Here is a 20,429-nt window from a genome sequence, read left to right as displayed (position 1 = left end):
GGACGCCGGAACCACCCCGCCGGAATATCGTGGGTCGGGGAACCGTCGTCACCCCTGCAGCTTCGTTCCAAGAGCGTTCCAAGACCGTTCCAAGAGATGAGAGTCCATGCGCGCCACCGTCATCCACGGCCCCAACGACATCCGTATCGAGGAGGTCCCGGACCCGTCGATACGCAAGCCCACCGACGCAGTGGTCCGCAATGTTCTGGCCTGCATCTGCGGCAGCGACCTGTGGGCCTACCGCGGTGTGGCCGCGCGTGAGGTCGGGCAGCGGATCGGCCACGAGTTCCTCGGCGTGGTGGAGTCCGTGGGCTCCGAGGTCCGCGGCTTCAAGCCGGGAGACCTCGTCGTGGCCCCCTTCGTCTGGTCCGACGGCGTGTGCGAGTTCTGCGTCGAGGGCCTGCAGACCTCCTGCCCGCACGGCGGCTTCTGGGGCAGCCCCGGCTCCGACGGCGGTCAGGGCGAGGCCGTTCGGATCCCCTTCGCCGACGGCACCCTGGTGCAGCTCCCCAAGGACGCCGCCTCGGACGAGCGCCTGCTCACGGCCCTGCTGGCGCTCTCCGACGTGATGGCGACCGGCCACCACGCGGCGCTCGCCGCGGGAGTGCGTCCCGGTTCGACCGTCGCCGTGGTCGGCGACGGCGCGGTGGGTCTGTGCGGCGTGCTGGCGGCGCAGCGCCTGGGCGCGGAGCGCATCATCGCGCTGGGCCGGCACGAGGCCCGTACCGCCATCGCGCAGAAGTTCGGCGCGACGGACGTCGTCGCGGCCCGCGGCGAGGAGGCCGTGGCCGCGGTGAAGGCGCTGACCGGCGGCGTCGGCGCCCATGCGGTCCTGGAGGCGGTGGGCACCGAGGAGTCGATGCGCACCGCCATCTCGATCACCCGCGACGGCGGCGCGGTGGGCTATGTCGGAGTGCCGCACGGCGGCAGCGCGGGCGTGGACATCGGCCAGATGTTTGACCGCAATGTCGCGCTGCGCGGCGGCGTCGCACCGGCCCGCGCCTACATCCCGGAACTGCTCGCCGACGTCCTCTCCGGACGGATCGACCCGTCGCCGGTCTTCGACGCGACGGTGGACCTGGACGGCGTGCCGGGAGGCTACCGCTCGATGGACGAGCGCACCGCCCTCAAGGTGAAGATCACCTTCTAGGAGGGTGCCCCCGCGTCCCTGGCCGGTCGGTCCGTCAACGGAAGGCGGACTGGCCGGTCAGGGCCTGGCCGATGACCAGTTGGTGCATCTCCACCGTGCCCTCGTAGGTCAGCACGCTCTCCAGGTTGGCGGCGTGGCGCATCACCGGGTACTCGAAGCTGATGCCGTTGGCGCCGAGGATGGTCCGGGCGGTGCGGGCGATCTCGATGGCCTCGCGCACGTTGTTGAGCTTGCCGTAGCTGACCTGCTCGGGGCGCAGCGTCCCCGCGTCCATCCGGCGGCCCAGGTGCAGGGCCAGCAGCAGGCCCTTGTTGAGCTCCAGGGACATGTCGGCGAGCTTGGCCTGGGTGAGCTGGAAGCCGCCGATGGGCCGGCCGAACTGCTCGCGGGTGATGCTGTACTCGCGGGCGGCCTCCAGGCAGCTGCGGGCCGCGCCCAGCGCGCCCCAGACAATGCCGTAGCGGGCCTGGTTGAGGCAGCTCAGCGGGCCCTTGAGGCCGCGGACCTCGGGGAGCGCGGCCTCAGCCGGAAGCCGCACGTTGTCGAGCACGAGCTCGCTGGTCACCGAGGCGCGCAGCGAGGCCTTGTGCTTGATCTCCGGGGCGGAGAAACCCGGGGCGTCGGTCGGGACGACGAAGCCGCGGATGCCCTCGTCGGTCTGCGCCCAGACCACGGCGACCCCGGCGACGGAGCCGTTGGTGATCCACATCTTGCGCCCGTTCAGCACCCAGTCCGAGCCCTCGCGCTTGGCGTGGGTACGCATGGACGCCGGGTCGGAGCCGTGGTCGGGCTCGGTCAGACCGAAGCAGCCGATGATCTCCCCAGCCGCCATTCCGGGCAGCCACCGCAGGCGGTGCTCCTCGGAGCCCCAGCGGTGGATCGCGTACATCGCCAGCGAGCCCTGGACCGAGACCAGGGACCGCAGCCCGGAGTCCGCGGCTTCCAACTCCAGGCAGGCCAGGCCGTACTGGACCGCACTGGCGCCGGCGCAGCCGTAGCCCTCGAGGTGCATGCCGAGCGCGCCGATGGCACCCAGCTCGCGGGCCAGCTCGCGGACCTCGGGCAGCTCGCCGCGCTCGTACCAGTCGGCGATGTGCGGCATCACCCGGTCGTTGCACCAGGCCCGGACGGTGTCGCGGACGGCCAGGTCCTCGGCGTCGAAGAGCTCGTCGAAGCCGAGCGGGTCGCGGGGGTCGAGCGTGGTCTTTGTCATCGCGGAACCTCGGGTCGGTGCGGAGAGGGCGGGTCGGGAACGGAGTCGGCGAGAGGAGAAACGTCCGGGTCGGACATCAGCCAGGCGCGCAGGGCCTCGTCGTGCTGCCCCAGCCGGGGCGGTGCGACGGGCGGACGGACGGGCGTCGCGGACAGCCGCAGCGGGCTGCGGACCTGCGGGACACGGCCCGGGCCGACCTCGACGACGGGGTGCAGGCCCAGCTCGTCCGCGAGGGCGAAGGCCCCGGCGAGATCGTTCACCGGGCCGCAGGGGACGCCGGCCTCGGTGAGCCGCCGCTGCCAGTGGGCGGCGGGGTGGGCGGCGAGCGCGGACTCCAGGGCGGCGACGAGCGCGGGGCGGTTGCGGACCCGCTCGGCGTTCGTCGCGAAGCGCGGGTCCTCGGCGAGCCGGGGGACGGCGACGGCTTTGGCCAGGGCGCGGAACTGTCCGTCGTTGCCGCAGGCCACGGCCAGGAGTTCGCGCGGCCCGTTCGACCCGCTCGGCCCGCCCGCCCCGCTCGGCCCGCAATGCAGCGTCTCGTACGGGGCGATGCTGGGGTGCTGGTTGCCCATAGCCCTCGGGGCGAGGCCGGTGGCGAGGTAGCCGGCGGCCTGGTTGGCGAGCGAACCGAGCAGGCTGGAGAGCAGGTTGACCTCGACCAGCTGTCCCTCGCCGGTACGGTCCCGGTGCCGCAGCGCGGCCAGGATCGCGGTGACCGCGTCCTTCGCGGTGAGCACGTCCACCAGCGCGACGCCGACCTTGTGCGGCTCGCCGTCCGGCTCCCCGGTGATGCTCATCAGCCCGCCGACGGCCTGTACCACGAAGTCGTAGCCGGGAAGGTCGCTGCCGCTGCCGAAGCCGCTGATCGAGCAGTAGACCAGGCCGGGGTTCGCGGCGAGGGTCGAGGCGGCGTCCAGACCGTAGCGGGCGAGGGAGCCGGGGCGGAAGTTCTCGACCAGGATGTCGGCGCGGCGGGCCAGTTCGCGGGCCGCGCCCGCGTCGGCGGGGTCGGCCAGGTCGAGGGTGAGGCCCTGCTTGCTGCGGTTGGCGGCGTCGAAGTAGGCGGCGGTGCCGTCCACGAAGGGCGGGCCCCAGGCGCGGGTGTCGTCGCCGCTGCCCGGACGCTCGACCTTGACGACGGTCGCGCCGAGGTCGGCCAGGGTGGCGGTGGCGAGCGGCCCGGCGAGCACCCGGCTGAAGTCGGCGACCAGGATGCCGTCCAGCGGCGCGGCGGCTCGGCGGGGCGCGGCGGAGTCGGGCACGGTTCACCTCCCTTGGGGGTGTCCATGATTCCAAGATCGCCACGACCCGTGGAATAGGCCGTGCCGGTGAGTTCCGCCACCTGGACCGGACGTCTCGGCTATGGCAGGCGGCGCAGGGTCTTGATGCTGAGGACGGGCAGCGGGACGGAGGGGCCCAGCTGCCGGGACGGCAGCGGGTGGGCCACCTCCGGTGCCGGTGCAGGCGGTACCGGTTGCGCCAGCCGTACCGCGCCGAACGGGCGTCTCCGCGGCTCGAGCTCTGAAAATGGGTTGCGTGTGGGCATGACAAGCCTCCGCAGGTGTCCGACAAGGACGGTGCGCACTCGAAGGGGTTCCACCCGTACAACGACCGCACCCGCGCCGGGTAGCGGTCTGGATCGCCAATCGCTACAGAACTTCGTCGACAAAACTCCACGCCCGTCGGAGTGGGAGCCTTCGCTCGCCGGGGCTGTCGGCGATCGCGACTAGGCTGGTGCCATACCTGGGGAGGTGCATGCCGTGCTGATCGACACGTTCGGGCGCCGGGCGGTGGATCTGCGGGTCTCGTTGACCGACCGCTGCAATCTGCGTTGCACGTACTGCATGCCCGAGCAGGGGCTGGCGTGGCTGCCCAAGCCGCAGTTGCTGACCGATGCGGAGATCGTGCGGCTGGTGCGGATCGCGGTGGCCGACCTGGGCGTGAGCGAGGTCCGCTTCACCGGCGGGGAGCCGCTGGTGCGCCCGGGGGTGGTGGGGATCGTGGCCGCGTGCGCGCAGTTGACGCCCCGCCCGGAGCTGTCATTGACCACCAACGGCATCGGTCTCGCCCGCACCGCCACCGCGCTGCGCGAGGCGGGTCTGGACCGGGTCAACGTCTCCCTGGACACCTTGGACCGCGAGACCTTCCACACGCTGACGCGCCGCGATCGCCTGCCGGATGTGATAGCCGGGCTGGCCGCGGCCGATGCGGCGGGGCTGCGGCCGGTCAAGGTGAACACGGTGCTGATGCGCGGGGTCAACGACGGCCAGGCGGCGGATTTGCTGGGCTGGTGTCTGGAGCGCGGTTACGAGTTGCGATTCATCGAGCAGATGCCGTTGGACGCGCAGCACGGCTGGGACCGGTCCACGATGGTCACCGCCGAGGAGATCCTGGCCCTGTTGAGCGAGCGCTTCACGCTGGTTCCCGAGCCTGACGAGCGCCGTGGGGCGGCGCCGGCCGAGCGCTGGCTGGTGGAGGGCTTCACCGCCGCCGACGGCGCCCCGGCGCGGGTCGGGGTGATCGCGAGTGTGACCCGGCCGTTCTGCCGGGCCTGTGACCGCACCCGGCTGACCGCCGACGGCCAGATCCGCAACTGCCTGTTCGCCACGAGTGAGACCGACCTGCGCGGCGCCCTGCGCGAGGGCGGCAGTGATCTGGAGATCGCCGAACTGTGGCGCAAGGCGATGTGGGGCAAGAAGGCCGGCGCCGGCATCGACAACCCGGACTTCGCCCAGCCCGAGCGCCCCATGTCCGCCATCGGTGGCTGACCCCGATCCCGGCTGATCCCGATCCGGGCTGACTCCGATCCGGGCTGACCCCGAGCGCGGCCTGCCGGCCCGGACCGACGGGCGGTCAGCTCTCGACCGGCGTCCAGTCCGCGAACGGGACCACGTCCTTCAGGAAGCCCCGGAGGTCGAGGAACTGCGACAGGTACTCCCTGTGCTCCTCGCACGCCAGCCAGGTCTTGCGGCGCTCGGGCGTGTGCAGCTTGGGGTTGTTCCACGCCAGAACCCAGACGGCGACCTGGCGGCAGCCCTTCGCGGAACAGTGCGGGATCTCGGTGCTCATCCCTGAAGTATCACCGTTGGATCCCCTCGCCGCAGACATGGCGATGCCGGGCAGCCACGGGGGGAGCCACCCGGCATCAGTCCATCGCTCCGACGGGGGATGCGGAGCGCGTAGGCAGTATTGCACGCGAGCCGGGGCTGTGAACCGGAGAACGATTGGAATCTTGTTGAGCTTGGTTTAGGACTCCGCCAAGGCCGTGAACAGCCTGTGTGCGTACGGTCCGTCAGCCCTGGCCGGGAGGCGCGGCAGGGGAGTTCGTCGTCTGCAAGCCGGGTCCGACCATCGGCGGCGGCTGGTGCCCGACGAAGCTGTCCGGCAGTCCCGGGGCGTTCTCCCGCCCGGCGTTGGCGATCACCACGGCCACGTAGGGGATGAAAGTCCCACCGATCAGCGCGATGATCGCGACGATCCGGGACTCCTTCCAGAGCACCACGGCCAGGATCACGCACACTGTCCGGACCGCCATCGAGATCATGTAGCGGCGCTGACGGCGGCGCACATCCTCGGTCAGACTCGACCGCGCACCCGTGATCCGGATGACCCCGGACCTGTCCTTCGACTTCCGCATGTCGTCACCGTACGCCGCCCGCCACCGGCCGGAACCGCCGGGGCGCCTGCTTTCGAAGGATTTCTCCCCGCAGGCGCCCCGGTGGCGATCAGCCGTCCCCCCAGTCCCGCGCGAGGGGTCGGAACGAGGGCTCAGGACGCCTGGCTCACCGAACTCATGTTGAAGTCCGGGATCCGCACCGGCGGCATCGCCGCCCGGGTGAACCAGTCGCTCCACTCGCGCGGCAGGCAGCGCTCCGTCGGTCCCACCTCGGTGATCCGACCCAGCAGGTCCACCGGCGACTCGTTGAAGCGGAAGTTGTTGACCGCCCCGGTGACCTCGCCGTTCTCCACCAGATAGACGCCGTCCCGGGTCAGCCCGGTGAGCAGCAGCGTCGCCGGGTCCACCTCGCGGATGTACCAGAGGCAGGTCAGCAGCAGGCCCCGCTCGGTGCTCGCGACCATCTGCTCCAGCGTGGGCGCGGAAGCCTGACCGTCGCCTGTGGCGCTGCTCGCCGGGCTGGGACCTTCAAGGCTGGGACCTTCAAGGATGAGATTCCCCGGGGCCGGACGCACCGGCAGCCCGGTCAGCCCCGCCGAGTGGCGGGTCGTCGTCAGGTTCGCCAGCCGGCCGTCGCGCAGCCAGTCCGTCGGTTCCAGTGCCAGCCCGTTGTCGAAGGCCGAGGTGTCGCCGCCGGAGGCGTGCGCGATCACGAACGGGGACGACTCCAACTGCGGGTACGCCGGGTCGCTGCGCAGGGTCAGCGGCAGCGGCGACAACTGGTCGCCCAGCCGGGTGCCCCCGCCCGGCTTGGAGAAGACCGTGCGGCCCTCCGCCGCGTCCCGGCCTCCCGCCGACCAGCTCATGTAGATCATCAGATCGGCCAGCGCCGACGGCGGCAGCAGCGTCTCGTACCGACCTGCGGGCAGGTCGACGCGCCGTTCCGCCCAGCGGAGACGCTGCGCGAGCTGCTCCTCCAGCGCGCCCGGGTCCACGTCCCGGAAGTCGCGGGTGGCCGCGCCGGCCCAGGCCGACGCGGCCAGGTCGGCGGTCTTGGCGTTGAGCTCGACCGTGCCGGTGGGCTGGTCATGGCGTAGCCGCAGACCGGTGGAGCTGCCGAGGTAGCTGGAGGTCATCGAGTGGTTGGCGAAGCCGTAGAGCAGCCGGCCGCTCTTCCCGGCACGCGCGAAGGACTCGCCCAGCGCCGGGGCGAAGTCGGCGAAGACGTCCACGCCGGTCTCGGCGGGAGCGGCAGTGAAGTCCGCGGACTGCTGCCCGTACGGCTGGACCAGCGGCTGCGCGTCCTCGGCGGGACCGGCCTCGCGGGCCGCCGCCTCGGCGGCCCGCACCAGCGACTCCACCTCGTCCAGCGTCACCGCCTCCCGCGACACCACGCCGGAGGCAGTGCCCTCCCGGCCGTCGACCGTGGCGATCACGGTCAGCGTCCGGCCGCGGGTCACGCCGTTGGTCGTCAGCGCGTTGCCCGCCCAGCGAAGGTTGGCGTTGGACTCCTCGTCGGCGATCACGATGCAGCCGTCCGAACGGGACAGCGCGAGAGCGCGCTCGACGATCTCGTGCGGGGCCAAGCCCCGAAGCTCTCGATCGGACATCAGCGACCGGCCTCCTGCTGGGTGTTGAGCACGTTGACGGAGCGGAACAGCGCCGAGGGGCAGCCGTGCGAGACCGCCGCGACCTGGCCCGGCTGGGCCTTGCCGCAGTTGAAGGCGCCGCCCAGGAGATAGGTCTGCGGGCCGCCGACGGCCTCCATGGAGCCCCAGAAGTCGGTGGTGGTGGCCTGGTAGGCGACGTCCTTGAGCTGGCCCGCGAGTCGGCCGTTCCGGATCCGGTAGAAGCGCTGCCCGGTGAACTGGAAGTTGTAGCGCTGCATGTCGATGGACCAGGAGCGGTCGCCGACGACGTACACGCCGTCCTCGACGCCCGCGATCAGCCCGGCGGTGTCGGGGCCTCCCGTGGCGGGTTGCAGCGACACGTTCGCCATCCGCTGCACGGGGACGTGTGCGGGGGAGTCGGCGAAGGCGCAGCCGTTGGAGCGGCCCAGGCCCTTGAGCTTCGCCATCCGCCGGTCCAGCTGGTAGCCGACCAGGGTGCCGTCCTTGACCAGGTCCCAGGACTGGGTCCGGACGCCCTCGTCGTCGTAGCCGATGGTGGACAGGCCGTGCTCGGCGGTGCGGTCGCCGACGACGTGCATGATGTCCGAGCCGTAGCGCAGACTGCCCAGCTTGTCGAAGGTCGCGAACGAGGTCCCGGCGTAGGCGGCCTCGTAGCCCAGCGCGCGGTCCAGCTCGGTGGCGTGGCCGATCGACTCGTGGATGGTCAGCCACAGGTTGGTCGGGTCGATGACCAGGTCGTAGCGGCCTGCCTCGACGCTGGGAGCCTTCATCTTCTCGGCCAGCAGCGTCGGGATCTCGGCGAGTTCGGCTTCCCAGTCCCAGCCCGTGCCCTTCAGGCTGCGTCCATCGGCGGACGACCCACGAACCCCCGTGAGGTATTCCCAGCCGCGCCCGGCCGGCGGTGCCACGGTCCGCATCGAGTCGAACGCGCCTGACCTCTCGTCCACGGAGACGGCTTCCAGTTCCGGGTTCAGCCTGATCCGCTGCTGCGTGGTGACCGTTCCGGCCGTGTCGGCATAGAACTTGTTCTCCTGGACCGTGAGCAGCGACGCCGTCACATGCGACACACCGTCCGCGCCCAGCAGTCGGCTGCTCCAGTCCGCGAGCAGCGCGGTCTTCTCGGCGTCCGACACCTCGAACGGGTTGACCTCGTAGGAGGAGACCCAGGTGGCGTCCTCGTACACCGGCTCCTCGGCCAGCTCGACCAGGTCCTCGGTGCCGGAGGCCGCGCCGATCCCGGCGGAGAGCCTGGCGACGGCCACGGCCTGTTCGGCGACGCGCGCCGCCGCCTCGGGCGTCAGGTCGACTCCGGCGGCGAAGCCCCAGGCCCCCTGGTGCACGACCCGCACGGCGAAGCCGAGTTGCAGGGTGTCCGAGGTCCCGGCGGGCCGGGCGTCGCGCAGCCGCCAGGAGGCGCTGCGGACCCGCTCCAACCGGAAGTCGGCGTGGCTCGCACCGAGCGCGCGGGCACGCGACAGCGCGGCGTCGGCGAGCGTACGCAGCGGTAGTGCCAGGAACGTGGGATCGAGGGACGACGATGTGTCCGGCATCAATCACCTTCCGAAAGTCGGTCGGACTCGGGCACCCGGTCCCGGGCACCGCTTCGCATCCTGCCCTGTCACGCGCCCGCGACACAGCAGGTTTTCCCGCGGCAGGTTTCCCGCGCCGGAGCGCCGCTGCCCGGGCCCGCCGGCAACCCATTCGCTTTTCCGGTCGCCCCCGGGGTACGGTGAGGACACAACGACGCGGGGTGGAGCAGCTCGGTAGCTCGCTGGGCTCATAACCCAGAGGTCGCAGGTTCAAATCCTGTCCCCGCTACTCAATGACAGAAGGCCCGGTGCATCAGCACCGGGCCTTCCGTCGTACCTGCCCTCTGCCGTACCGGAGCCCTCTGCCGTGCCCGCCCTCCGCCGGATCGGTGCCCTCGTACCTGGGCCGACCTTCGCGCACTGTGGGAAACCCACAGTTCAGCGTCGGTCTCGCTGTGGGTGGCCGATTCGCCGCCGCCGCGCGAATCCGGATAGCGTCGCCATGCACGGGCCGCATGCATTCAGCCATGTGCGCAGCCTGTCGACACAGGCAGTCGGCAGAGACCAGCAGAGATCCAGTAGAGAGAGGTGGACCTTTGAGCCGCTCGGTTCTCGTCACCGGAGGCAACCGGGGCATCGGCCTCGCCATCGCGCGGGCCTTCGCCGAGGCTGGTGACAAGGTCGCCTTCACCTATCGCTCCGGCGAGCCCCCGGAGGAGCTCACCCAGCTGGGCTGCCTGGGCGTCAGGTGCGACATCACCGACTCCGACCAGGTCGACCAGGCGTTCAAGCAGGTCGAGGCGGAGCACGGGCCGGTCCAGATCCTGGTCGCCAACGCGGGCGTCACCAAGGACACGCTGCTGCTGCGCATGACCGAGGAGGACTTCACCTCCGTCCTGGACACCAACCTCACCGGCGCCTTCCGCGTGGTGAAGCGTGCCTCCAAGACGATGATGCGGGCCCGCACCGGCCGGGTCGTGCTGATCTCCTCCGTGGTGGGCCTGTCCGGGTCGCCCGGCCAGGCGAACTACGCCGCGTCCAAGGCCGGGCTGGTGGGCTTCGCCCGCTCGCTGGCCCGCGAGCTCGGCCCGCGCAACATCACCGTCAACGTCGTCGCCCCCGGCTTCGTCGACACGGACATGACCGCGGTGCTCAGCGACGAGCGCCGCGCGGAGATCGTCTCGGGCGTGCCGCTGGGCCGTTACGCCGCGCCGGCCGAGATCGCCTCCACCGTGCGCTTCCTCTCCTCCGACGAGGCCGCATACATCACCGGAGCCGTCATTCCCGTCGACGGCGGATTGGGCATGGGTCACTGATCACCATGAGTGGAATCCTCGAGGGCAAGCGCATCCTCGTCACCGGAGTGCTGATGGAGTCCTCCATCGCGTTCCAGGTCGCGAAGCTGGCACAGGAGCAGGGCGCCGAGATCATCCTCACCGCCTTCCCCCGCCCGAGCCTGACCGAGCGGATCGCCAGGAAGCTGCCCAAGCCCGCCAAGGTCCTGGAGTTGGACGTCACCAACGCCGAGCACCTGGCCGGCCTGGCCGACCAGGTCCGCGAGCACCTCGGCGGTCTGGACGGCGTCGTGCACTCCATCGGTTTCGCGCCGCAGGACGCCCTGGGGGGCAACTTCCTGAACACCCCGTGGGAGTCCGTCGCAACGGCCGTACACGTCTCGGCGTTCTCGCTGAAGTCGCTGACCATGGCCTGCCTCCCGCTGATGGAGGAGGGCGGCTCGGTGGTCGGTCTGACCTTCGACGCCACCATCGCCTGGCCGCAGTACGACTGGATGGGCCCGGCGAAGGCCGCGCTGGAGGCCACCTCCCGCTATCTCGCCCGTGACCTCGGCAAGCAGAACGTGCGCTGCAACCTGGTCTCGGCCGGACCGATCAAGTCGATGGCCGCCAAGTCCATCCCCGGGTTCGAGCAACTGGCCGACACCTGGAACGTTCGCTCGCCGCTGTCCTGGGACGTCACCGACCCCGAGCCGGCCGGCCGCGGCGTGGTCGCGCTGCTCTCCGACTGGTTCCCCAAGACCACGGGCGAGATCGTCCACGTCGACGGCGGACTGCACGCCATCGGCGCCTGACGCTTCGCGTCTGCCGGGCGCCCGGTCAACGTCGCGAGGCCTGTACTACCCCCGGGTAGTACAGGCCTCGCGCAGTTCAGGCGTTCGCAGTTCAGGCACGCGCAGTTCGGGCACGCGGCGTTCAGGCGCGAAGCGCGGCGTCCTCGGCGTTGCAGCGGCCGATGACCCAGGCCGACTCTCCCGCCGCGCGCTCCCCGTCCCGGTCGCGGATCGCGGTGACGATGGCGGCGTGCGGGACATAGCGGTCAGGACTGAGCACCGGGCCGACGTCCCTGCGTAGATGGGCGCGGAGCACCTCACCGAGGTCCGCGTAGAGGGCGGCGAGCACCTCGTTGTGCGCGGCGGCGACCACCGACTGGTGGAATGCGGCGTCGGCCTGCACGAACGCCTCCGCGTCGCCGCCGTACCAGGCGTCCTCCCGCCGTGCGGAGGCGAGTTCGAGCAGTTCCAGGTCCCGGTCGGTACGCCGCTCCGCCGCGAGTCGGGCGCCGGAGGACTCCAGCGCCGCCCGCAGCTCCGCGACCTGCTCCTGCTCGGCGTCCGCGAAGCGCCGGTGCATCACACCGGCGAGCTCGCTGGTGGCCAGCACATAGGTTCCCGAGCCCTGCCGAATGTCCAGCAGGCCGTTATGGGCGAGCGCGCGCACCGCCTCGCGGACGGTGTTGCGGGCGACCCCGAGTTGCTCCACGAGTTCCACCTCGGTGGGGATGCGCGATCCCACCGGCCACTCGCCGGAGGTGATCTGGGCGCGCAGCTGAGCGATCACCTGGTCGGCCAGTGGTTCACGCCGGGGCGAGGTCAGCGCCATGGGATCTCCTTGTCACACAGTCTTCGACAGTGTTCAGAACACTGGTGGACACATCATCGCGCGTTTGCGCTACCGAAAACGGCGCGAGCAAGTCATCCCATCATTCTATGATGGTGCGATGCCTGCCGCTGAGACGACCACGCCGACACCCACGCCGACGCCACCGACCGCCCACCCGTCTACCCACTCGGCCACGCAGTCGACCGCGCCCCTGGCTGCCCCGCGGACGGCACCCCCCGCCTTCAGCCCGTCGCGCGCCCGCTGGCTGCTCGCGCTCGCCATCGCGCTCGCCGCCTTCAACCTGCGCCCCGCCGTCGCCGCCCTTGGCCCGATGCTCGGCCAGATCCGCGGCACCCTCCACATGAGCCCGGCCGTCGCGGGCATCCTCACCGCCCTCCCCTCCCTGTGCTTCGCACTCGTGGGCCTGCTCGCCCCCACCCTGGCCCGGCGGATCGGTCCCGCCGCCACCGTGTGCGCCGGAATGGGCGCGATCACCCTCGGCCTGGCCGCCCGCGCCTTCGCGCCCACCAGCGCCGTCTTTCTGCTGCTCAGCGCGCTCGCCCTGGCAGGCATCGCGGTCTCCAACGTGCTCATGCCGGTCCTGGTGAAGCGCTACTTCCCGGACCGGGTCGGCCCGATCACCGGCCTCTACTCGATGTCGCTGGCCCTCGGCACCTCCGCCGCCGCCGCGGTCGCCGTGCCGCTGACCAACGCGCTGGGCGGCAGCTGGCGCGTCGGCCTCGGAGTATGGTCGCTCACCGCCGCGGTCGCCCTGGCCCTCTGGCTGGCCCAGCTCGCCCTGCTCCGCCGCACCGACCCCGGTACGCCCGTCGCCCCGGTCCGGGTGAAGTTGCGGATCACCCGTAGCCGCACCGCCTGGGCTCTCGCCGCGTTCTTCGGCCTTCAAGCCACCGCCGCCTACGCCACCATGGGCTGGCTGCCGCAGATCTTCCAGGACGCCGGACTCTCCGCCACCCGGTCCGGCGTGCTCCTTGCCGTCACCATGGCCGTCGGCGCGCCGCTGGCCTTCCTCATCCCCGCCTTCGCCGCCCGCCGCCCCGACCAGGGCGGGATCGTGATCGCGCTCGCCGTCTGCGGCCTGGCAGCCTACGCGGGTCTGGCCTTCGCGCCGGCCGCCGCCCCGTGGGTCTGGGCGATCCTGGCCGGCTTCGCCAACTGCGCCTTCCCGCTCACCCTCACCATGATCGGCCTGCGGTCCCGCAGCAGCGAGGGCGTCGCCCGCCTCTCCGCCTTCACCCAGGGCGTCGGTTACCTCATCTCGGTGCCGGGGCCGATCTTGATCGGCGTCCTCTACCAGCGCGAGCACGGCTGGTACGGGCCGCTCGCCTTCCTGGCGGTCCTGATGACCGTCCAGGCCTTCGTCGGCCGCAGGGCGGCGCGTCCGCGCCAGATCGAGGACGAGGTCTGATCGTGGCCGATACCTGACCCCCTTCCGGCTCTCATCGGAGCGGATGGCAGACTCGACGTCATGCCTGTTCTCGAACCGAATCCCACCGGCGGAAACAAGAAGCTGCTGCAGATGTTCGGCCTGATCATCGCCATACTCGTGGTGATCGGCGTCATCGCCACCATCGCGACAAAACTCGGCTGACCAGCCCACCCGTCGCCCGGCCGGCACCCCTTCGGAAGTGCTTCGCACCTCCCTTCCTCCGGGATTTCTGGGAAGCTTGGAGCTATGAGCGTCGATTCGTCCCGCAGGATCATCGTCCTCCGTCACGCCAAGGCCGACTGGCCCTCCGTGCCCGACCACGAGCGGCCCCTCGCCGACCGTGGCCGCAAGGACGCACCCGTCGCCGGGCGCTGGCTCGCCGGCACCGGCATCATCCCCGACCTGGTTCTCTGCTCCACCGCCGAGCGCACCCGTGAGACCTGGAAGCTGTTCGCGCACGAGCTTCCGGTTCGGCCTCGGACGGTCTACGAGGAGCGCCTCTACGAGGCGAGCCCCGGCCAGCTCATCGAGGTCCTCCAGGAAGTACCCGAGGAGGTCGAGACGGTGCTGCTGGTCGGCCACAATCCGGGAGTCCAGGGCCTCACGGACGTCCTCGCCGGCGGCCACGAGGCGGACACCCTGCCCCGACTGCGCAGCACCGGCTTCCCCACGGCGGGCATCGCGGTGCTCACGGTCGACGTGCCCTGGAAGGCGGTCGAGCCGGGCGTCGCCCACCTCACCACCTTCTATTCGCCCAAGGACTCGGCCGGCACCAACAGCTGAACAGGGGCAACCCCTGAAACGGGCACGCAAGGGGGGCGCGCGAGAAGTCCCGCGCGCCCCCGTCGTGCTTCGGCAAGCCTTCGAACAAGCCTTCAGCAAGCCCGTCCGGCTCAGACCGACGGGATCGCGCCACCGTCCGCGTCCTCGACCTCTTCCCGCGAGATGCCGAGCAGATACAGCACGGTGTCCAGGAAGGGCACGTTGACGGCCGTGTCCGCGGCCTCCCGGACCACCGGCTTGGCGTTGAACGCCACCCCGAGCCCGGCCGCGTTGAGCATGTCCAGGTCGTTCGCGCCGTCGCCGATCGCGACGGTCTGCTCCAGCGGCACCCCGGCCTCCACCGCGAAGCGCTCCAGCATCCGCGCCTTGCCGGCCCGGTCCACGATGTCGCCGACGACCCGTCCGGTGAACTTGCCGTCTGCGACCTCCAGGGTGTTCGCGGCGGCGAAGTCCAGCCCGAGCCGTTCCACCAGGTCGTCGGTGACCTGGGTGAACCCGCCCGAGACGATGCCGACCTGGTAGCCGAGCCGCTTCAGGGTACGGATCAGGGTCCGCGCGCCGGGCGTCAACTGGACCTCGGCGCGCACCTTCGCGACCACGTCCGCGTCGAGGCCGGCCAGCAGGGCGACCCGCGCCCGCAGCGACTCCGCGAAGTCCAGCTCGCCGCGCATCGCCGCTGCCGTGAGTTCGGCGACCTCAGCCTCGCAGCCCGCGTGCGCCGCGAAGAGCTCGATCACCTCGTCCTGGATCAGGGTCGAGTCCACGTCCATCACGATCAGGCGCTTCGCCCGCCGTTGCAGACCCGAGCGGACCACGGCCACGTCGATCCGCTGCACGGCGGCCTCGGCGGCCAGCTCGGCCCGCAGCAGTTCCGTCGGCACGCCGGACACGGCCAGTTCCACCGCCGTGACGGGGTACTTCGCCAGCCGGAACACCCGGTCGATGTTGCCGCCGCAGTCGGTGATCCGCGCGCTCAGCGCCGCGACCGCGGCGGCCGTCAGCGGGTGGCCCAGGACGGTGACATGGGAGCGGCCCTCGCCACGCGGGCGGTTGTCGCCGATGCCCGAGATCACCTCGGCCTGCAGGCGCTGCCCGTCGGCCCACTGGTGCACATGGGCGCGGAGCTCGCCCTCGTGAGCGGGAGCGGTGACCAGGGCGCACAGCACTATCCGGCCCCGGGTCACCACCTGCTCGAAGTCGACGACGTCGACGCCGTACTCGGCGAGGGTGGTGAAGAGCCCGGTGGTGATTCCGGGGCGGTCCTTGCCGAAGACCTTGACCAGCAGGGTCCGGGGCTCGGTTGCGGGAGAGGCCGCAGGGGCCGGGGGCGATGCATGCATGGTGAGGGCAACGCTACCCGCCCGGCCCGCTCCCTCCGCGTACCGTCCCGCCTACCGGACAGTCAGTGCCCCGGCGGGGGCGCCGGCGGAGGCGGCGTCTGGGCCGGGCCGCCCGAGTACGGGTTGTATCCGCCCGGGTTCCGCGGCGGCGAGGTCGGCGGTGTCGGCGGCGGCGGCGGAGTGGACTGCGGCGGAGTGGACTGCGGTGGGGTGGGCGGAGCAGCGGGTGCGCCGCCCGAGCGGTACGGGTTGTCCGGAGCCGGGGGCGCCTGGCCGGGCTGCGGCGTCTGCGGCAGCCCGCCGTACCCCTGGGACGATCCGCCGTAGGCAGGAGGAGCGGCCGGCGGCGGCGCATAAGGCGGTGGTGTGTGCGGCTGCTGCGGCGTCGGGTACGGCTGCGGCCGGCCGGGCGCGTCGCCGGGAAGACCCTCCGGCGCGAGCGTCACCCGCTTGGCGGAAGCGAACCGCGCGACCAGCAGCGCCCCCAGGAAGCCGAACACCGCTCCCTCGACCAGCCCCAGCACCACGCCCAGCAGCAGGTTCCCGGTGATGCTCAGTCCCGCACCGACCGCGTCGAAGCCAAACACCGACAGGTTCGCGTTCACCGACACCGCCGCGAGCACCAGCAGCACCGGCACCACCACCGCGAGCGCCACCCCCAGCCGCAGCCCCGCCCCGGCCGCCTCGCGCAACGCGCTCTGCGGCAGCACCGGACGCGGCGTCCGCACGGCCGCCATCACGCCCATGGCCAGCAGCATCAGCGCCACCGCGAGTGGCAGCAGCCACACCCGCCCGTCCAGCTGGGCCAGCCTGCTGAGCGTGATCGACTGCCCGCTGCCGCCCTTGAGCAACTGGTTCACCGGTGCGGGGAGGAAGTGCGTCAGCGGGCCGCTCGCCTTCCCGTTCAGCGGGACGGCCATCCCGAGTACCACGGCGAGGAACACCCCGTTGGGCGCCCCCAGCAGGGCGGCGCCGACAGTCTTCGCGCCGCCGTTGCCGGTGAGTCCGACTGCGATCCCCGACAACGCACCCACCAGCACCGTGCCCAGAAGGATCGTCACCACGGCCGAGGCCGCCGGACGGACGGTCCGGCGCAGTCCGCCCCACGCGGCGGGCAGCGCGGCGCGGCGCGATGCGGCCAGCGCCAGCGCGAGCACGACCAGGACCCAGAGCAGTCCGAGGGCCAGCGTCGCCGCCAGATCGACCTTGAAACCGACGGTCGGCTTGGTGTTGTTGCCGACCAGGCCGCCCAGAGCGCCGCCCAGTCCGCCGGAGCCTCCCGAGCCGCTACCACCGAGCAGGCCGCCCAGCCCGCCCAGCGGGTCGCCGCTGTTCCCGCCGCCGCCCGTGCCACTGCCCCCGCCGCCGGTCAGCGAGTTCAGGTTGATGGACACCGTTCCGTTGCCCGACCAGGCGACGACCGCGAGCAGCACCATGAACGCGCCCACGGCCCCGATCACCCGCGCCGCGAGCGCGCCCGGTGCCAGCACCGGAAGCCGGTACAGCGGCCTGACGAACAGCCAGCCCAGCACCAGCGCGCCGACCACGGTCACGCCCAGCGGGATGATCCCGACCGCGCCCTGCGCCGCCGCCGCGTCCAGACCGAACACCGACACGTCACCCGAAGGACTGACCCTGCCACCGACCGCCATCGCGACCAGGGCGGCGGTGAGCGAACCCAGCGAGGCGTACTTGTCGATACCGAGCAGGTGCACTCCCAGCGCGGTCACCGCGCCCATCGCGACAAACGCCCAACTGGCCGCGACCGCGGCCGACACAACGCCGTAGACCACGCTGTCGCGCAGCCCCCGGCCGACCCGGCTGCTTCCCACCGCCGGACGCTGGTGCCCGTACACCGTCATCGCTACCTGCTCCCCGCTGGACTTGTCGCGCAGCCAGGTTGCCACACGGTCACGGTCCCGGGGTGCAGTTCACGGCACGGTGTTGGAGCTGGAATGATTCCCCCTGTCGTTCGGCATCCCTAAACTTCCCCTGTCAAGAGTGGGGACTATCTCGGGGGACTACATCGTGGGGCAGGCAACAGTGCCGCAGCTGGTACTTGAACTCAACGGACAACGCAGAACCCTTGAACCAGGGCGGAGTTACACCCTGGGACGCGACCCGCAGTCCGATGTGGCGGTGGACGACGCGCGGGTCTCCTGGCGTCACGCCACCATCGGGTACCACGGCAACGGCTGGGTACTGGAGGACCTGGGGAGCACCAACGGCACCTACGCCAACGGACAGAGGGCCAATCAGATCCCGCTCGACCAGGGCGCGGTGGTCACCCTCGGCAACGCCGAGAGCGGTCCCAGGATCACCTTCGCCGGTACCCCCAGCCCGGCAGCGGCAAGCCCAGCAACGCCCGGCCAGGCCGCTGCGGGCGCGGGGGAGAGCTGGCACGACCAGGGCACCGCCCGCTACAACCCGGCGCAGGGTGGCTTCGTCCAGCAGCCGCCCCAGCAGGCGCAGCAGACGCCGCAGTGGCAGCAGCCGCCCTACGGCGGTGGCAGCGGCGTCCCGGCGCAGCAGAGCGGCTACGCCCCGCAGCCGTCCCAGGCGTCCCAGCCCGCGCCCGAACCCGTGTACGGCTCGCGCAACCCCACCATGGTCCGCAACCTGGCCGGCGGCGGCCTGCGCACCATCCGGATCGGCCGCGGCCTGGACAACGAGCTGGTCGTCTCCGACCTCTCGGTGTCACGCCACCACGCCGAGCTGCGCCAGCTCGCCGACGGCCGCTACGAGATCGTCGACCTCGACAGCCACAACGGCACCTACGTCAACGGCCAGCCGGTCTCCCGGGTGCTGCTCGGCGCCCAGGACATCGTGGGCGTCGGCCACTCCACCTTCCGTCTGGTCGGCGACCAGCTCGAGGAGTTCGTCGACACCGGCGAGGTCTCCTTCTCCGCCCGCCACCTGCTGGTGAAGGTGGACCACAAGGGCGCCGAGAAGATCCTGCTGAACAACGTCAGCTTCGGTGTGCCGGAGAAGTCGCTGGTCGCGGTGATCGGCCCCTCGGGTTCCGGCAAGTCGACCCTGCTGCGCGCGCTCACCGGCTACCGCCCCGCCGACAACGGCGACGTGCTCTACGACGGCCGCAACCTCTACAAGCAGTTCGCCGAGCTGCGGCAGCGCATCGGCCTGGTGCCGCAGGACGACATCCTGCACTCGCAGCTGACCGTCCGTACGGCCCTCAAGTACGCCGCCGAGCTGCGCTTCCCCGGCGACACCGAGGCGTCCGAGCGCGAGCGCCGGGTCGACGAGGTGCTGGTGGAGCTGCACCTGGAGAAGCGCGCCGACAACAAGATCACCGCTCTCTCCGGCGGCCAGCGCAAGCGCGTCTCGGTGGCCCTCGAACTGCTCACCAAGCCGTCGCTGATCTTCCTGGACGAGCCCACCTCGGGCCTGGACCCGGGCATGGACCGCGATGTCATGAAGATGCTGCGCGGCCTCGCCGACGAAGGCCGCACGGTTCTGGTCGTCACCCACTCGGTGGCCGAACTCGCGCTCTGCGACCGGCTGCTGGTGATGGCCCCGGGCGGCTCTGTGGCGTACTTCGGCCCGCCCAAGGAGGCTCTGCACTTCTTCGGGTACGAGACCTGGGCGGACGTCTTCCAGGCGTTCGAGAACTACCCCGACCACGACTGGGCCGGGCGCTTCCGCGGCTCGGTGCACTACCAGATGTACTCCGCCGACGTGGAGGCCGTGCAGGCGCAGTCCGCGCCGATACAGCACGAGCAGACCAAGCCGCCCAAGCAGCAGAGCTGGGGCTCGCAGCTGTCCACGCTGATCCGCCGCTACTTCACCGTCATCGGCGCGGACCGGGGCTACGTCGGGCTGCTGATCGCCCTGCCGCTGATCATGGGCGTGATGAGCATGGCCATCCCGGCCAAGTTTGGCCTCGCCGCGGCGACCGGAACCGGCCCCGGAGGCACACCCCCGATCAACACGGACGCGGCGACCGTACTGCTGGTCCTCGCTGTCGGTGCCTGCCTCACCGGGGCGGCCAACGCCGTCCGTGAGCTGATCAAGGAACGGGTGATCTACGAGCGCGAACGGGCCGTCGGCCTGTCCCGCTCCGCCTACATGATGTCCAAGGTCATCGTGCTCGGCCTGATCACCGCCGTCCAGGCGATCGTGCTCTCGGTGATCGGGCTGCTGCCGCGCAAGCTCCCCTCCAGCGGGCTGCTGATCTCGGGCACACCGCTGCCGGAGATGGTGCTGGTGGTGATGCTGCTGGGGATCACCTCGATGATGCTCGGCCTGGTGGTGTCGGCGGTCGTGAAAACGGCCGAGAAGACCATGCCGCTGCTGGTGCTGATCGCGATCATCCAGGTCGTCTTCTGCGGTTCGCTGTTCCCGCTGTACGGCACGCCCGGTCTGGAGCAGGTCGCCTGGCTTTCGCCGTCCCGCTGGGCGGTGGCCGCCGAGGCCGCCACGATCAACCTGCCCAAGATCATGGGACCGCCGCAGGGCAAGACCGACACCGACCCGCTGTGGCAGCACACCCTGGGCCAGTGGGGCATGGACGTCGGCGTGCTGGTGCTGCTGGGCGTGTTCTGCGCGTTCATGGTGGTTCGACTGCTGCGCAAGCACGAGCCCGAGGTCATGCGCCAGCGCTGACCACCGCGTAGGCGCCAACGGCGAGGCCGCACTCTCCGGAATTCCGGGGGTGCGGCCTCGCCGTATGCGCAGCCGGTGACAGCGTGCGGGTAACCATTGGGCCAATTCGCGCGAGAACCGACGTGGCCACTTCCGCAGCCTCGTAGCATCTCCATTCGCAACCCGTACTGCCGCGCACCTCCGCGTACTTCCGCGTA

The 20,429-nt window shown here is 71.3% G+C and carries 17 protein-coding genes and 1 tRNA gene; 9 read left to right on the top strand and 9 right to left on the bottom strand.

All coding sequences use genetic code 11. The features are described from left to right. The first annotated feature begins 106 nt into the window (after window positions 1-106). Window positions 107-1,150, top strand: coding sequence for a zinc-dependent alcohol dehydrogenase family protein (locus ABIA33_RS34915; RefSeq protein WP_370087602.1), 1,044 nt, complete (start codon window positions 107-109; stop codon window positions 1,148-1,150). A gap of 34 nt (window positions 1,151-1,184) precedes the next feature. On the opposite strand, the gene ABIA33_RS34910 is transcribed toward ABIA33_RS34915, so the two are convergent. Further along, on the bottom strand, window positions 1,185-2,363 hold the full coding sequence (locus tag ABIA33_RS34910; protein ID WP_370087600.1) for an acyl-CoA dehydrogenase family protein: 1,179 nt from the start codon (window positions 2,361-2,363) through the stop codon (window positions 1,185-1,187). Further along, window positions 2,360-3,625, bottom strand: a complete 1,266-nt coding sequence (locus tag ABIA33_RS34905; protein WP_370087598.1) for a CaiB/BaiF CoA transferase family protein — start codon at window positions 3,623-3,625, stop codon at window positions 2,360-2,362. Before ABIA33_RS34905 ends, ABIA33_RS34910 begins: the two co-directional genes overlap by 4 nt. 498 nt (window positions 3,626-4,123) lie before the next feature. Between ABIA33_RS34905 and moaA the strand changes: the two genes are divergently transcribed. After that, window positions 4,124-5,131: a GTP 3',8-cyclase MoaA gene (moaA, locus tag ABIA33_RS34900; RefSeq protein WP_370087596.1), complete on the top strand. Its 1,008-nt coding sequence runs from the start codon at window positions 4,124-4,126 to the stop codon at window positions 5,129-5,131. A gap of 85 nt (window positions 5,132-5,216) precedes the next feature. Here the strand turns inward: moaA and ABIA33_RS34895 are convergent, their stop codons facing one another. The 4 genes from ABIA33_RS34895 to ABIA33_RS34880 all read right to left on the bottom strand — a co-directional run bounded on the left by ABIA33_RS34895 (window position 5,217) and on the right by ABIA33_RS34880 (window position 9,160). Beyond that, window positions 5,217-5,432, bottom strand: coding sequence for a hypothetical protein (locus ABIA33_RS34895; RefSeq protein ID WP_370087594.1), 216 nt, complete (start codon window positions 5,430-5,432; stop codon window positions 5,217-5,219). A gap of 223 nt (window positions 5,433-5,655) precedes the next feature. Beyond that, window positions 5,656-6,000 carry a DUF3099 domain-containing protein gene (locus ABIA33_RS34890; RefSeq protein ID WP_370087592.1) on the bottom strand — a complete coding sequence of 115 codons (345 nt, stop codon included), beginning with the start codon at window positions 5,998-6,000 and terminating at the stop codon, window positions 5,656-5,658. 131 nt (window positions 6,001-6,131) lie between these two features. Next, window positions 6,132-7,589: a metallopeptidase TldD-related protein gene (locus tag ABIA33_RS34885; RefSeq protein WP_370087590.1), complete on the bottom strand. Its 1,458-nt coding sequence runs from the start codon at window positions 7,587-7,589 to the stop codon at window positions 6,132-6,134. Beyond that, window positions 7,589-9,160, bottom strand: a complete 1,572-nt coding sequence (locus ABIA33_RS34880) for a TldD/PmbA family protein (RefSeq protein WP_370087588.1) — start codon at window positions 9,158-9,160, stop codon at window positions 7,589-7,591. The genes ABIA33_RS34885 and ABIA33_RS34880 overlap by 1 nt, the downstream gene beginning before the upstream one ends. A 194-nt stretch (window positions 9,161-9,354) precedes the next feature. Between ABIA33_RS34880 and ABIA33_RS34875 the strand changes: the two genes are divergently transcribed. The 3 genes from ABIA33_RS34875 to fabI all read left to right on the top strand — a co-directional run bounded on the left by ABIA33_RS34875 (window position 9,355) and on the right by fabI (window position 11,228). Beyond that, window positions 9,355-9,428 (top strand) — tRNA-Met (locus tag ABIA33_RS34875). Between the two features lie 307 nt (window positions 9,429-9,735). Then, the gene (gene fabG, locus ABIA33_RS34870; protein ID WP_370087586.1) at window positions 9,736-10,455 is read left to right on the top strand and encodes a 3-oxoacyl-[acyl-carrier-protein] reductase; all 720 of its coding nucleotides are present in this window, start codon (window positions 9,736-9,738) and stop codon (window positions 10,453-10,455) included. 5 nt (window positions 10,456-10,460) lie between these two features. After that, window positions 10,461-11,228: an enoyl-ACP reductase FabI gene (fabI, locus tag ABIA33_RS34865; RefSeq protein WP_370087583.1), complete on the top strand. Its 768-nt coding sequence runs from the start codon at window positions 10,461-10,463 to the stop codon at window positions 11,226-11,228. Window positions 11,229-11,349: 121 nt separating this feature from the next. On the opposite strand, the gene ABIA33_RS34860 is transcribed toward fabI, so the two are convergent. Then, window positions 11,350-12,036, bottom strand: coding sequence for a FadR/GntR family transcriptional regulator (locus ABIA33_RS34860; protein WP_370087581.1), 687 nt, complete (start codon window positions 12,034-12,036; stop codon window positions 11,350-11,352). Window positions 12,037-12,154: 118 nt separating this feature from the next. On the opposite strand from ABIA33_RS34860, the gene ABIA33_RS34855 reads away from it, so the two are divergent. The 3 genes from ABIA33_RS34855 to ABIA33_RS34845 all read left to right on the top strand — a co-directional run bounded on the left by ABIA33_RS34855 (window position 12,155) and on the right by ABIA33_RS34845 (window position 14,269). Further along, window positions 12,155-13,465: an MFS transporter gene (locus ABIA33_RS34855; RefSeq protein WP_370087579.1), complete on the top strand. Its 1,311-nt coding sequence runs from the start codon at window positions 12,155-12,157 to the stop codon at window positions 13,463-13,465. Window positions 13,466-13,525: 60 nt separating this feature from the next. After that, window positions 13,526-13,648: an SGM_5486 family transporter-associated protein gene (locus tag ABIA33_RS34850; RefSeq protein WP_370087577.1), complete on the top strand. Its 123-nt coding sequence runs from the start codon at window positions 13,526-13,528 to the stop codon at window positions 13,646-13,648. Between the two features lie 84 nt (window positions 13,649-13,732). Further along, complete coding sequence (locus ABIA33_RS34845) at window positions 13,733-14,269, top strand: histidine phosphatase family protein (RefSeq protein ID WP_370087575.1); 537 nt, start codon at window positions 13,733-13,735, stop codon at window positions 14,267-14,269. A 110-nt stretch (window positions 14,270-14,379) separates the two neighbouring features. On the opposite strand, the gene serB is transcribed toward ABIA33_RS34845, so the two are convergent. Both serB and ABIA33_RS34835 read right to left on the bottom strand, forming a co-directional pair. Next, window positions 14,380-15,609 carry a phosphoserine phosphatase SerB gene (gene serB, locus ABIA33_RS34840; protein ID WP_370087573.1) on the bottom strand — a complete coding sequence of 410 codons (1,230 nt, stop codon included), beginning with the start codon at window positions 15,607-15,609 and terminating at the stop codon, window positions 14,380-14,382. Window positions 15,610-15,671: 62 nt separating this feature from the next. Beyond that, a complete protein-coding gene (locus ABIA33_RS34835; RefSeq protein ID WP_370087571.1) occupies window positions 15,672-17,516 on the bottom strand; it encodes a streptophobe family protein in 1,845 nt (614 codons plus the stop codon). 136 nt (window positions 17,517-17,652) lie between these two features. Between ABIA33_RS34835 and ABIA33_RS34830 the strand changes: the two genes are divergently transcribed. Next, window positions 17,653-20,232, top strand: a complete 2,580-nt coding sequence (locus tag ABIA33_RS34830) for an FHA domain-containing protein (RefSeq protein ID WP_370087662.1) — start codon at window positions 17,653-17,655, stop codon at window positions 20,230-20,232. Window positions 20,233-20,429: the final 197 nt, after the last annotated feature.

Origin of the sequence: Streptacidiphilus sp. MAP12-16, from assembly GCF_041262165.1 — a bacterium.
Taxonomy (GTDB): Bacteria; Actinomycetota; Actinomycetes; order Streptomycetales; family Streptomycetaceae; genus Streptacidiphilus.
This window is presented reverse-complemented; position numbering and strand designations above follow the sequence as displayed.